General features: G+C 74.2%; 13 protein-coding genes. 6 read left to right on the top strand and 7 right to left on the bottom strand.

What is annotated here, in order from left to right; all coding sequences use genetic code 11:
* Positions 1-1,319: acyltransferase (locus tag B9S58_RS13185; RefSeq protein WP_103532307.1), on the bottom strand; the 1,319-nt coding region annotated here is incomplete at its 3' end.
* Between the two features lie 305 nt (positions 1,320-1,624).
* On the opposite strand from B9S58_RS13185, the gene B9S58_RS13190 reads away from it, so the two are divergent.
* A complete protein-coding gene (locus tag B9S58_RS13190; RefSeq protein ID WP_103532308.1) occupies positions 1,625-2,356 on the top strand; it encodes a hypothetical protein in 732 nt (243 codons plus the stop codon).
* Here B9S58_RS13190 and B9S58_RS13195 read toward each other — a convergent pair.
* The 5 genes from B9S58_RS13195 to B9S58_RS13215 all read right to left on the bottom strand — a co-directional run bounded on the left by B9S58_RS13195 (position 2,334) and on the right by B9S58_RS13215 (position 7,027).
* A complete protein-coding gene (locus tag B9S58_RS13195) occupies positions 2,334-3,260 on the bottom strand; it encodes a 4-(cytidine 5'-diphospho)-2-C-methyl-D-erythritol kinase (protein ID WP_103532309.1) in 927 nt (308 codons plus the stop codon). The two genes, B9S58_RS13190 and B9S58_RS13195, sit on opposite strands and share 23 nt — an antisense overlap.
* A gap of 5 nt (positions 3,261-3,265) precedes the next feature.
* Positions 3,266-4,138 (bottom strand): 16S rRNA (adenine(1518)-N(6)/adenine(1519)-N(6))-dimethyltransferase RsmA, encoded by an 873-nt coding sequence (rsmA, locus tag B9S58_RS13200; RefSeq protein WP_103532310.1) that lies wholly within the window; start codon positions 4,136-4,138, stop codon positions 3,266-3,268.
* Positions 4,135-5,355, bottom strand: coding sequence for a ubiquitin-like domain-containing protein (locus B9S58_RS13205; RefSeq protein WP_374935670.1), 1,221 nt, complete (start codon positions 5,353-5,355; stop codon positions 4,135-4,137). Before B9S58_RS13205 ends, rsmA begins: the two co-directional genes overlap by 4 nt.
* Positions 5,356-5,692: 337 nt before the next feature.
* Positions 5,693-6,568 (bottom strand): TatD family hydrolase, encoded by an 876-nt coding sequence (locus B9S58_RS13210; RefSeq protein ID WP_103532311.1) that lies wholly within the window; start codon positions 6,566-6,568, stop codon positions 5,693-5,695.
* Between the two features lie 87 nt (positions 6,569-6,655).
* Positions 6,656-7,027: a hypothetical protein gene (locus tag B9S58_RS13215; RefSeq protein WP_103532312.1), complete on the bottom strand. Its 372-nt coding sequence runs from the start codon at positions 7,025-7,027 to the stop codon at positions 6,656-6,658.
* A 451-nt stretch (positions 7,028-7,478) separates the two neighbouring features.
* Between B9S58_RS13215 and B9S58_RS37950 the strand changes: the two genes are divergently transcribed.
* The 5 genes from B9S58_RS37950 to B9S58_RS13235 are packed head-to-tail and all read left to right on the top strand — an operon-like array spanning position 7,479 to position 11,448.
* Positions 7,479-7,655, top strand: a complete 177-nt coding sequence (locus B9S58_RS37950; RefSeq protein WP_181009292.1) for a hypothetical protein — start codon at positions 7,479-7,481, stop codon at positions 7,653-7,655.
* 10 nt (positions 7,656-7,665) lie between these two features.
* Positions 7,666-8,382: a hypothetical protein gene (locus tag B9S58_RS13220; RefSeq protein WP_103532313.1), complete on the top strand. Its 717-nt coding sequence runs from the start codon at positions 7,666-7,668 to the stop codon at positions 8,380-8,382.
* Entirely contained in the window at positions 8,379-9,452 is a 1,074-nt protein-coding gene (locus B9S58_RS13225; protein WP_103532314.1) for a DUF6895 family protein, read from the top strand. The genes B9S58_RS13220 and B9S58_RS13225 overlap by 4 nt, the downstream gene beginning before the upstream one ends.
* Positions 9,449-10,381 (top strand): DUF6895 family protein, encoded by a 933-nt coding sequence (locus B9S58_RS13230; RefSeq protein ID WP_103532315.1) that lies wholly within the window; start codon positions 9,449-9,451, stop codon positions 10,379-10,381. The genes B9S58_RS13225 and B9S58_RS13230 overlap by 4 nt, the downstream gene beginning before the upstream one ends.
* The gene (locus B9S58_RS13235; protein WP_103532316.1) at positions 10,378-11,448 is read left to right on the top strand and encodes a serine hydrolase; all 1,071 of its coding nucleotides are present in this window, start codon (positions 10,378-10,380) and stop codon (positions 11,446-11,448) included. Before B9S58_RS13230 ends, B9S58_RS13235 begins: the two co-directional genes overlap by 4 nt.
* 78 nt (positions 11,449-11,526) lie before the next feature.
* On the opposite strand, the gene rsmI is transcribed toward B9S58_RS13235, so the two are convergent.
* A complete protein-coding gene (gene rsmI, locus B9S58_RS13240) occupies positions 11,527-12,411 on the bottom strand; it encodes a 16S rRNA (cytidine(1402)-2'-O)-methyltransferase (RefSeq protein ID WP_219818883.1) in 885 nt (294 codons plus the stop codon).
* Positions 12,412-12,462 lie beyond the last annotated feature (51 nt).

The raw sequence follows: 12,462 nt of genomic DNA on the forward strand, positions 1-12,462 counted from the left end.
CCCCGCCCCACCCGCTCCACCAGCAGCCAGCCGCCCAGAGTCATCGCGACGGCGGCCGGGGCGCTGACCGGGATCGCGATCAGCAGGGCCGTGCGGCCGTCCAGCAGGCCGCCGAAGCCGACCGCGGACAGGCCGAGGACGCCGAGCAGACACAGGGTCGCGCCGAGTGCCGCGAGAGGGCCGTGGCCCTGAAGGGGTGCCGCCGGGGCCGGGCGTTCGAAGGTGCGGAAGGCCACGACGAGCCCGGCGGTGAGGGCCGCCGCGAGCGCGATCCGGAGCGGGACCTGGGCCCACCAGGCAGTGGTGGCCGGTTCGGGCAGCGGAACGTCGAGGGCGAGCATGGCCCCGTACACCCCGAACATCGCCGTGAGGTGCCAGAGGAACGCGGTCATCGCCACCCCGTTGGCCGCCACCACCGTGCGCCAGACCCGGGGGCGCTCCAGCAGACGGGCGGCCGGGGCGCGGAGCAGTTCGACCGCGCCGACGAGCCAGAGGCCGTGGCAGAGCAGGGCCAGGGTGGGCGGTGCCATGTTGCTGACCTTCTCGCCGGGCATCCCGACCATGGACAGCGGGTACGGGCCGAACGCCACCAGCGCGCAGGCGGTGACCAGGCCCGCCCCGGCGAGCAGGGCGGGACGGCGCAGGCGGAGGTGACCGTCGGCGCGCAGGAAGCCGAGCTCGTGGACGGCCAGCCAGACGAACGCGAAGTTGAGGAACTCGACGTACGGGACTCCGGCGGCGAAGCGGAGGACGTCCACGCCGGCGGCCCCGGCCACGAGGGCAGCGAACGCCCCCCAGCCGTACCGCTCGTGCAGCTTCAGCAGCGGCGGGGTGAACGCCACCATCGCCAGGTAGATCCCGATGAACCACAGCGGCTGGGTCACCATGCGCAGGGTGACGCCGGTCAGCCCGCCGCCCCCGCCGAGGAGCTGGACCAGCAGTGCCGCCGCACCCCACATCAGGACGAAGACCGTGGTGGGGCGCAGCAGCCGCTGGAGCCGGGCGCGCAGGAACGCGGAGTAGACGGAGGCCTCGGTACCCTCCGGGCCCTCGGGGCGCTTGCGGAGCAGCGAGCGGTAGGACAGCGCGTGGGAGAAGCCGCCGACGAAGAAGAACACCGGCATGACCTGGAGCAGCCAGGTCAGCGGCTGGAGCGCCGGGACGACGGCGAGCAGGTTTCCGACCCCGTCCGGGGTGACGGCGGCCATCAGCCAGTGGCCGAGCACGACCGCGGCCAGCGAGGCGACCCGCAGGAGGTCGACGTAGCGGTCCCGGGTGGCGGGAGTGGCCTCGGCCAGTACGCGAACACGTGATCCCATGGGGGTACGGTCGCGCGAGCCGGGCCGCGCACGGCAGGGTGCACGTACTCAATTCGGCTTCTGAGTAGCCGGGGCGGCGGACGGATCGCGCCGGAATCGCCGTACCGCGGAGTAGATCTGGACAGGCCGGTCTTTGACCAGTAAAACAAGCACAAAAGCTGCTCTTCGGGGGAGACGACACAGGCCGCCAGGGGGTTCGCAGCTCCGTGCGGCCCGTCGTCGCAGCTCGCGGGGCAGGCACACCGGCCGCACCTCGGCGATCCGCCGCGGCGCCCGCCGTTCCCGAGAACCGGAGAACCAGCACCGTGCGGATTCCTCGCCACTTCGCCCCTGTCGTCCTGCTCGGCGTGCTCGCCCTGGCAGGATGCGAGGGCGGCACAGAGACCGACGACAGCGCCCCGGCGACCCCTCCCACCGCCACGCCCACGGCTTCGGCCACCCCCACGGCCTCTCCCACAGCCACCGCGACCGCCACACCCGATCCGGTCATGCCCGCCCTGCACGGCCGGACCTATGAGCAGGCGCGGGCCGAGCTCACCCGCCAGGACATATCCGCCGCGCGCCTGACGGCCACCGCCCAGCACAAGGACGTCACCCTCCCCGGGGACCACGACGGCTGGTACATCTGCGACGCCGGTCCCGGGCGCGGCACACGGCTCGCCGCCGACGCCACGGTCACCGTCCGGCTCGCGAAGGACTTCAGCGACTGCACGACCAGCTTCCACGGCTATCTGCACCAGAAGAACGATCCGGCCTACGTCCCGCCCACGACGGCCGCCCCGAAGCCGAAGCCGAAGCCGACCGCCACGCGCGCTCCCGCCCCGGCCCCCACCAAGGCCCCGACAAAGCCCGCCGGCGGCTCGATGACCACCTGCTCCGACGGCAAGCAGGGCTACGCCTGCACGTCCAACGGACACCCCGTCGTCGACGGCCAGTTCTGTCCGAAGGCCGACCGCGGCCGCACGCTCATGGCCACCAACAGGACGATGGTCACCTGCTCCTACGACCCCAGCATCACGCCGTACCGCTGGCAGTGACCCACGGACGCACCGAGGCTCCCGGCGCCGGCGACACCGCCGGGCGCGCGTCGCGGCAGGTCCCGGACGCCAGCAGCGCGTCGGCGACCTTCCGGCCCGTCTCCTCGTCCGGGACCAGGAACGCCGTCGTCGGCCCGGATCCGGAGACCAGGGCGGCCAGGGCCCCCGCCTCCGTACCCGCGGCCAGCGTGTCGGCGAGGGAGGGGCGCAGGGAGAGCGCGGCGGGCTGAAGGCCGTTGCTCAGGGCCCCCGCGAGTGCGCCGGAGTCGCCGGAGCGCAGGGCTGCGAGAAGGGCGGGGGACGCGGTCGGTTCCGGGACCTCGGTGCCGACCGTGAGGCGGTCGAACTCCCCGTACACGGCGGGCGTGGAGAGGCCGCCGTCCGCCACCGCGAAGACCCAGTGGAAGGTCCCGCCGACCTCGATCGGGGTGAGCTTCTCGCCGCGTCCGGTGCCGAGCGCGGCCCCGCCGACCAGGCTGAACGGCACGTCGCTGCCCAGCTCGGCGCAGATCGCGAGGAGTTCGTCGCGGCTCGCACCGGTCCCCCACAGGGCGTCGCAGGCGACCAGGGCGGCCGCCCCGTCGGCGCTGCCGCCGGCCATACCGCCCGCCACCGGGATGTCCTTGGCGATGTGCAGGTGGACGGCGGGTGTGACGCCGTACCGCTCGGCGAGCGCGAGGGCGGCGCGGGCGGCGAGGTTGGTGGTGTCCAGCGGGACCTGGGCGGCGTCCGGGCCCGAGCAGGTGATGCGCAGCGCGTCGGCGGGGGCCGCGGTGACCTCGTCGTACAGGCCGACGGCGAGGAAGACGTTGGCCAGGTCGTGGAAGCCGTCGGGGCGGGCGGCGCCCACGGCGAGCTGGACGTTGACCTTGGCGGGGACGCGGACGGTGACTGCCGTACCCACAGGGCTCACAGGGCCACCTCCGGCTTGTTCTCCGCGATGGCCGCGAACTCCTCCACCGTCAGTGCTTCTCCGCGCGCCTGCGGGGAGATCCCGGCGGCGACGAGCGCGGCCTCGGCGGCGGGTGCGGAGCCGGCCCAGCCGGACAGGGCGGCGCGCAGTGTCTTGCGGCGCTGGGCGAAGGCCGCGTCCACGACCGCGAACACCTCGGCGCGGCTCGCGGTGGTGGCGATGGGCTCGGTGCGCCGGACCAGGGAGACGAGCCCGGAGTCGACGTTCGGAGCGGGCCAGAAGACGGTCCGGCCGATGGACCCGGCGCGCTTGACGTCCGCGTACCAGTTGGCCTTCACCGACGGCACGCCGTAGATCTTGTTGCCGGGGCGGGCGGCGAGCCGGTCGGCGACCTCGGCCTGGACCATGACGAGCGTGCGCTCGATGCTGGGGAAACGCTCCAGCATGGTGAGCAGGACGGGGACGGCCACGTTGTACGGGAGGTTCGCCACCAGCGCGGTCGGGGCCGGACCCGGCAGTTCCTCGACCAGCATCGCGTCGGAGTGGACCAGGGCGAAGCGGTCGGCGCGCTCCGGCATCCGGGCCTGGACCGTGGCGGGCAGGGCGGCCGCGAGCACGTCGTCGATCTCGACCGCGATCACCCGGTCCGCCGCCTCCAGCAGCGCCAGGGTCAGCGAGCCGAGCCCGGGGCCGACCTCGACGACGGTGTCGTCCGGGCGGACCTCGGCCGTGCGCACGATGCGGCGGACGGTGTTGGCGTCGATGACGAAGTTCTGACCGCGCTGCTTGGTGGGGCGGACCCCCAGCTTGGCGGCCAGGTCGCGGATGTCTGCGGGGCCCAGGAGGGCGTCGGGCTCTGTGCTGCTCACCCGGTAAGCCTACGGCCGCAGTGGGGCCACGGACTCGCCCCCCGTTGCACGTACAGCTTCTTCGCCCGGTACGTCTGCTCGGCGGCGGGCGCGTCCTGGGGCCGGCCGCTGCCGCCGAGCGACTGCCAGGTCCGGGTGTCGAACTGGTACAGCCCCCCGTACGTGCCGCTCGGGTCGACCGCGTCGGCACGGCCGCCGGACTCGCAGGCGGCGAGCGCGCCCCAGTCCAGCCCGTCTGCCCCGGCGACCGAGCCGGGGCGCTGCCGGGTGCCGGTGCGCACGACGCGGCTCACCGGCCGGTGGACCAGTTCCTCGGCGGCCCTGCGCGGCTTCTGCCGTACGCCGTTGACGGTCCGCACCGCGTACGTGACCCGGCGCACGCCGTTGCGGCCCGCCCGCTCGACGACCTCGGTGCCCCGGAACAGCTCGGGGTCCTCGCTCCGTTCGACGGCGTACGGGACGGTCTCCTCGCGCACCTCGCGGGTGTCGGTGATCCGCATGACGGAGATCGTCTGGCCGTCGCGCGGGAAGTACCCGGGGTCGACGGAGGTGGTGTCGTGGCCGTGCAGGGTGATGCCCGCCTCGGCGAGGGCCTCGCGGACGGTGGCGGCGTTGGTGCGCAGGGTGCGTTCCTGGCCGTCGGCCAGGAAGGTCACGGTGCGTTCGGTGCGGACGGTGAGGGTCAGGCCGGTGCGGGCGATCCGCGCGGAGCGGGCGGCGGAGAGGTGTGCCCCCTCGGCGCGGATCCCGAGTTCGCGCAGGGCCCCCGCCACGGTGTCGGCGGTCGTCCAGACCCGGCGGCGGACGCCGTCGAGGGTGAGGGTGACGGGCCGCCCGTGGCGGACGACGACCTCGTCGCCGTGGCCGAGGGCGGTGCCGGGGGCCGGGGCGACGACGTCGTGGGCGCCGACGGTGACGCCCTCCTCCTCCAGGAGCTCGGTGACGTCGTCGGCGAAGGTGTGCAGGGTCCGGGGCGTGCCGTCGACGCTCAGGCGGACGGCCTTGTCGTCGGCGACGAACGCGGTGGTGCCGCCGGCCAGGAACGCGACGACGAGGGCCTGGGGGACGAGGCGCTTCAGGTTCTCGGGGTTCGTGACGAGGGCGCGGCGACGCTTGGCGGCCCGCCGGGCGTCGGCGCGGGTGGGGCCCTGCCGGGGCACCTCGGACGGCGGTCCGGCGAGCGGGGTGCCGAACCCGGCCTTCGCGTATCCCCGCACCGGGGGCGACACGGTTCTCGGTACGGGCGACGGCGCGGCGGGCGGGGTGCCGACCACCGTCGGGGCGTGGCCGGCCGGGCCTTCCGCGGAGAATCCGTCGGCCACGGTCGGCTGCTCGTGGAACGCGCCGGGGAAGGCCACCGGGGCGGGAGGCGCCGAGGCCGGCGCCGTCCGCCGTCCGCCGCGCGCCGCCCGGTGACTGCCCTGCGAAATACTCACGCCGCTCCCGAAGATCCGCACACGGTCACCCCGTCGTGCGCGGGGACGATAGCGGAGCTTCGGTCACTCTCCAAAGCGACACGGCTACGCGGTGTGGCCATGGAGGTTCGTTCAGCGGTCAGAAATCGAACGCCCGCGCGGTGTTGTCGTAGATCGCGGCGGCCAGCGCGTCCTCCTCCAGGCCCTTCACCTCGGCCATGGCACGGAGCGTGACCGGAATGAGGTACGGCGCGTTGGGCCGTCCGCGATACGGGGCGGGGGTGAGGAAAGGGGCGTCCGTCTCGACGAGGACCAGCTCCGCGGGGGCGACGGCCAGGGCGTCCCGCAGCGGCTGGGCGTTCTTGAAGGTCACGTTGCCCGCGAAGGACATGAAGTACCCGGCCCGCGCGCAGATCCGGGCCATGTCGGCGTCGCCGGAGTAGCAGTGGAACACGGTCCGCTCGGGTGCGCCCGCGTCGAGCAGGACCCGCAGCACGTCCGCGTGCGCGTCGCGGTCGTGGATGACCAGGGCCTTGCCGTGCCGCTTGGCGATCTCGATGTGGGCCCGGAAGGACTCCTCCTGGGCGGCGACGCCCTCGGGTCCTGTGCGGAAGAAGTCCAGGCCGGTCTCACCGACCCCGCGCACGTGGCCGAGGGCGGCCAGCGCGTCGATCTCGGCCAGCGCGTCGTCCAGCGCCGCCTTGCCGCCGGGCTCCCGCGCGCCCTGCCGCGCGGTGCCGGCGGTGCCCTCGACGTACCCGTGGACGATGCGCGGGGCCTCGTTGGGGTGCAGGGCGACCGAGGCGTGGACGGCGGGGTGGGCGGCCGCGGTGTCGGCGGCCCAGCGGGAGCCGGCCACGTCGCAGCCCACCTGGACGACGGCCGTCACGTTGACCGCGGCGGCCCGGGCGAGGGCCTCCTCGACGGTGGCGTCCTGCATGTCCAGGTGGGTGTGGGAGTCGGCGACCGGAACCCGCAGGGGCTCGGGCAGCGGCGGGGCTTCGGTACGGCTCATGCCGACGATCGTACGAGGGCCCCGCGCGACGGCACGAGCGCCCCGCGCGACCGCACGAAGGCCCCGGACCGGTGCGTCACCCGTGCGTCACCCGCGGTGGAAGGGGTGGAGCAGGTCGGACAGCCGCCAGTGACGGGCCGGCGCGGCGGCGGTCGACACCGTCCGGTCCCTCGCGGCGGTCTCCGCGCCGTGCGGCGCCTGCTGCTTCCGCAGCAGTTCCTGGACGCCGGCGACCCGCCCCGCCCGCATGATGCGCACCACGTGCCCGCCGCAGTTCGTGCAGGTGGGCGTGGAGAGCGGAGACGGCACACGCTCGCCGTCCGCCGTGTAGACGACGAACGCGTGCCCGTGGACGTCGACGTGGTGCTCTATCTCGTAGGACTGCTCCCAGCCGTACCCGCACTTCATGCAGGCGAAGGCATACGCCTCGTGGACAGTGGTCGCTGCGATCTCGCTCATGCCTGCTCCTCCTGGCCGCCGGTCACGCACTCCGGGGACGGCCGGCCCGCCCGAGGGGTTCGAACAGGTGGCCCGTCCCTTCCAGTGGACACCTGCACCCGGATGGACGCACCAGCTCGGCGCCAGTGTTGATGCGTTCTTGGCCTCTTTTTGGCGCCCTTTGCCGACACATGGCGCAGGCCTGGAGCAAGGCAGGACAGCACGTGACCGCCGGGCCACTGAGCGCCCCGAACGCGCCCGGCGTCGATGGTGAACGCGCCCGCGCACCACCCCCGCCCACCCCCTCCGCTTTCCTTGAATTCCCGGGCTTTCACCCCACTCCAACCTCATGAATTCACCATTCAATTGAATGCGCGATTTCCCAGGATGTCGCACGCCGATTTGCGGCACCCCCGCTTCTCCTTTTCACTCATTACGTCCACCCCATTTCCCACAGGACGGGGAACAACCCATGTTCACCACGGACACCACTGCCACCGACGTCGAGGTCGACCTCGACGCCGCTCTCAACCCGGGCGAGGTCGAAGGCCTGTACCGCGACTCCCGCGAGTGTGCCTACCTCGCGCTTCTCGCCGGCGGCGGCGCCCTGCTGCTCTCGCCTCCGACCCCGCGTCCGAAGAAGGGCTAGTCGCCGGCACATGGACCAGACACATGCTTCGTCGCCCCTGGCGGGTGCCGTGCATGACCTGGCAACAGAGGTGGTCCTCGCTCTTCGGAGCGGGGACCACCTCGCCACGGTGTGCGGCGCGGCGGGAATCGACGAGGAGAATCGGACCGGAATCGCGGCGGCACGGGTCATCGGGGCCGACCTGCTGCTGCCCAGTGTTCTGTACGGACGTCATCCGCATCCGGGTGATATCGCCGTACTCGACCGGGCGGTGCGGGAATTCCCGCCCAAGCCCGACGCCCCGGCCGCCACGGCCTGGAGCCACTGGCACATGATCTCCACACTCCAGCGGATGGCACCGCCCCCACCGGGCGCGGCTGCTCCCGGACCCGGGACGACGTTCTCGGAGCCCGACGCCGCCTGGCTGGAGGAGGCCCCCTGGCAGGCGTTCACACACCAGCTCTCGGTCCTCGCGCCGCTCGCCGTCCCGGCCGCCCCCTCGGCCGTGCAACGGGCCGCGGCGAACCGGGCGGTCGACCTGTCGCGCGGCTTCGTCCGCGCGGTCCGGCGGCGCGACTGGCTCCAGGCGGCGGGCGCGGGCCGCTGGCTCGCGGCCATCGGCGGCGAACCGGCGACCCTGGGCCTGGAGCGCGGCCTGGACTTCGTCGAGCTGATGGGCGGCCACGACCCCCGCGTCACCCTGCACGTCCGGGCCGCCCGGCTGCTGGCCGAGGCGAGGGCACGGTGACGACGACCGCGACGCAGGGCCCCGCCCAGGACCGCCCACGGGGACGCCCGGGGCCGGGCCCCGGGGCCCGGGCCCCCCGGGAGTACGGCTCCGCCGGGGACCCCGGCTCCGCGCTCGCCGTCCTCCCCGGCGTCCTGCGCTCCGCCCTCGCCTGGACCGAGGCCCACCGGGCGGACTTCACGCTCCCCGACGACGTCCTGGAACCCCACACCCAGGTCAACGCCACCCTCAAACCGCTCGGCGAGCTGGCCCAGCTCGGCTCCACGATCCGCCGCACCACCTCCCCCGGCACCCCGGAACACGAGCTGGCCGGGGGCCTCGTCGCGTACGCCTGGGAGCAGGTGGCGGCGGGCGAGCTGCTCCTGGAACTGCTGCGCGCCGAGCCGTACGCCGCGTACCCGTACGAGATCTACGCCGCCTTCGCCGGGTACGGGCTGCGCCACGAGGGGTTCGAGGCCCTGGCCCGCCCGCTCACCGCGACCCGTGCCTGGGCCCACACCGAGCAGCACGCCAACCGTCAGCTGGGCCTGGTCAACTCCGAGCGGCGGGTCGGGGTGGTAACCCACACCGACGCGGGCGCGGTCCTGTCCCGGACCTGGCTGGGCGGCCTGTCGGAGCCGTGGATGTTCGAGGGCCCGTCCGGCTACGCGCTGACCCACACCGTCTTCCACCTCACGGACTGGGGCCGGATGCCCGACCGGGTCCCCGGGAAGATCGACGGCTATCTGCGGACCTGGCTGCCCGCGTGGGCCGACGGCTGCTTGGAGAGCGGTCAGTGGGACCTCACCGGCGAACTCCTCGCGGTGGCCGCGTCCCTGCCGGGCCCGGCACCACAACCGCTGCTGGACGCGGTGTGGCCGGTGCTCGCCGACGTACAGCATTGCAGCGGCTGCGTCCCCGAGACCGGCCCACCGGTGCGGGACACCACGGCACCGGACCCGTACCCCTTCATCGACTGCTACCACTCCACGCTCGTGACGGCCTTCGCCGCGGCCCTGTCCCTGAGGTCGCTGCGCTCGCCGGGACAGACGGACGGGGCCGGGCCCGGCCGGGAAAGGCGCACCGCATGAGCAGCAGCGGCATCCAGCAGATCCACGACGTGGGGGCGAAGGCCCTGGCCTGGCTGTACGAACACCGGGAGGGGTTCCGGCTGGAGAGCGACCCGTCCCCGGAGGCGGGGATGCTGGACCGGTTCAAGCCGCTGGGCGAGCTGGCGCTGATCGGCAAGGTCATCTTCCGCGAGGGCGTGGCCGGCTCGCAGCAGTCGTCCCTGGCCCACAAGCTCCTGGACCACGCCTGGCACGAGCTGCTGGGCTCCGGGACACGGCTGCTGGAGGGCCAGCGGCGCGAACCGCTCTCGCCGGTGCCCCTGGAGGTCTACGTACCGTTCCGGGAGCTGGGCTACCGGCAGCCGGACCTGGAGTCCGCGATCCGGCTCAACCACCGCCTCGCGAGCTGGGCGGCGCTGGAGGTGCTGCCGGTCCGGCGGCTCGGCCTGAGCGCGATCGAGCGGCGGTTCGGGGTGGAGCCGAGCCTCCCCGAGACGGCGGCGCTGGCGCACACCTGGCTGGCGCGGCGGCCCGAACCGTGGACGGTCGAGGGCCATATCGGCTACGACATCACGCACACGGTGTTCCACCTCACCGACTGGGGCGAGAAACCGGCCGGGCTGCCCGCCGACATCGCCGAGTACCTGGCGCTCTGGCTGCCGGTCTGGCTGGACGACTGGCTGGACCTGAAGCGCTGGGACCTGCTGGGCGAACTGCTGGTCGTCGACGCCTGCCTGCCGGAACCGACGCTGGACCCGGCGGCCTGGCGGGGGTTCGCGCAGGCCCAGCAGCCGGACGGGGCGATGCCGGTGGTCGGCGGGATGCCGGAAGGGGACGAGGAGTCGGTGTTCGACCTCGTCTACCACCCGACGCTGGTCGCCGCGTTCGCCTCGGCGCTCGCGATGTCCCGCGCCCTGTCCGGCCTCAGCGCCACCCCGGCCCCGGCATGACGGACGTGACCGCGGTGCCGGTGACCGCCCCCGGCGAGGACCCGTCCACCGCCCGGCTCCTCGCCGAGGCGGCCCGGAAGGTCGACGCCCCGGACCTGGTGCTCGCGGTCAGCCGGAACGGGGTGCGCACGGTCCACACCGGTGGCGGCGCGGAGCCGGGCCCGGTGGACCGCGAGCGGCTGGGTTACGAGCTGGGCTCGGCGTCGAAGCCGTTCGCGGGGCTGCTGCTGGCCCGGCTGGTGGCGCAGGGCCGGGTGCGGTACGCGGACCGGGCGGCGGACCTGCTGGCCCCGGGCTTCCCGGTGCACCCGGCGGTGCGCCGGATCACGCTGCGCCATCTGCTCACCCACACCTCGGGGCTGCCGGGCCTGCCCGCCGACTTCTACCCGCAGGCGGTGCCCCGCTGGTCCACCGACCCGTACGGCGGCTACCCGGCCGACCGGGTGGTCCGGGCCTTCCTGCGGGCCCGCCCGCGCCACCGGCCCGGGACCCGCTGGCACTACTCGAACTTCGCCGTCTCGGTCCTCGGCCACACCCTGGCGGCGGCCACCGGCACCCCGTGGGAGGTCCTGCTGCACCAGCAGGTGCTGGCCCCGCTGCGCCTGGAGGCGACCCGGGTGCGCCCGGGCCCGGCGGGCACGGAGGCGGTGGGCCACCGCCGCGACGGCTCGCCGGTGCCCGCGCTGGACACCGGGGGCTTCACGGCGGCGGGCGCGGTGCGGGCGACCCCGCTGGACCTGCTGACGTTCCTGGAGGCGCACGCGGGCGGACACGGGGACGCCGGACAACCGGTGGACCCGACGCTCGCCGTCGCGCTCGCGGAGGTGACCCGCCCGCTGCTCCGGCGCGGTTGGCGGCACGCGCACACCCACACGCTCACGTGGTTCCACCACCCGTCCCCGTACGGCCCGGTCCTCTTCCACGCCGGAGCGACGCTCGGTCAGCAGGCCTTCCTGGGCTTCCGCCCGGACACGGGTCTGGCGGTGGCGGCGACGGCGACGCGGCGGGTGCACCGGGCGGACACGTTCGTGGCGACGGCGTACGGCCTGCTGACGGAGACGCCGTAGCCACCGGGGCTTCCCCGGAGCCTTGGCCACCGGAGCTTCCCCGGAGCCTTGGCCACCGGAGCTTCCCCGGAGCCTTGGCTACCGGGGCTTCTCCGGGGCCTTCTCCGCGTTCTTGGCGGCCACCACCGCGTCGAACACCTCCCTCTTGGGCAGCCCGGCAGCGGCGGCGACAGCGGCGATGGCCTCCTTGCGCCGCTCCCCCGCCTCCTCGCGCACGCGCACACGCCGCACGAGCTCCTCGGCGTCCAGCCCCTCGTCGCCGGAGTCGGTGGCGCCTTCCACGACGACGGTGATCTCGCCCCGCACCCCGTCGGCGGCCCACACGGCCAGCTCGCCGAGCGAACCGCGCTTGACCTCCTCGTACGTCTTGGTCAGCTCCCGGCACACGGCGGCGCGCCGCTCGGCGCCGAAGACCTCGGCCATGGCGGCGAGGGTATCGTCGAGCCGGTGCGGGGCTTCGAAGAAGACCATCGTGCGCCGCTCGTCCCCGACCTCGCGGAGCTTGGAGAGCCGTTCACCGGCCTTGCGCGGCAGAAACCCCTCGAAGCAGAACCGGTCCACGGGCAGCCCGGAGAGGGCAAGTGCGGTGAGTACGGCGCTGGGGCCCGGGACGGCGGTGACACGGATGTCCTGCTCCACGGCGGCCGCGACGAGCCGGTAGCCGGGGTCGGAGACGGACGGCATCCCCGCATCCGTGACGAGGAGCACCCGGGCACCACCGGTCAGGGCTTCCACCAGCTCCGGCGTACGTGCGGACTCGTTCCCCTCGAAATAGGAGACGACACGCCCCGAGGTGTGGATGCCGAGCGCCTGGGTGAGCCGGCGCAGCCGCCGGGTGTCCTCCGCGGCGACGACGTCGGCCCGCTCCAGTTCGGCGGCGAGCCGTGGCGGGGCGTCCGCCACGTCACCGATGGGGGTCCCTGCGAGCACGAGCGTTCCAGTCGTTCCAGTCACATCAGCCATCCTCGCAGCACGGGCAGCGCCCTTCGCACAGATGCGTTCCCTACGATGGCG

It is taken from the genome of Streptomyces sp. SM11 (assembly GCF_002910905.1).
GTDB lineage: Bacteria > Actinomycetota > Actinomycetes > Streptomycetales > Streptomycetaceae > Streptomyces.

Bases quoted from the DNA above. Each gene is read 5' to 3' on its own strand.
- B9S58_RS13210 (WP_103532311.1), bottom strand. From the start codon at position 6,568: ATGAGCCGTACCGAAGCCCCGCCGCTGCCCGAGCCCCTGCGGGTTCCG.
- B9S58_RS13215 (WP_103532312.1), bottom strand. From the start codon at position 7,027: ATGAGCGAGATCGCAGCGACCACTGTCCACGAGGCGTATGCCTTCGCC.
- B9S58_RS37950 (WP_181009292.1), top strand. From the start codon at position 7,479: ATGTTCACCACGGACACCACTGCCACCGACGTCGAGGTCGACCTCGAC.
- B9S58_RS13220 (WP_103532313.1), top strand. From the start codon at position 7,666: ATGGACCAGACACATGCTTCGTCGCCCCTGGCGGGTGCCGTGCATGAC.
- B9S58_RS13230 (WP_103532315.1), top strand. From the start codon at position 9,449: ATGAGCAGCAGCGGCATCCAGCAGATCCACGACGTGGGGGCGAAGGCC.
- B9S58_RS13235 (WP_103532316.1), top strand. From the start codon at position 10,378: ATGACGGACGTGACCGCGGTGCCGGTGACCGCCCCCGGCGAGGACCCG.
- rsmI (WP_219818883.1), bottom strand. From the start codon at position 12,411: ATGGCTGATGTGACTGGAACGACTGGAACGCTCGTGCTCGCAGGGACC.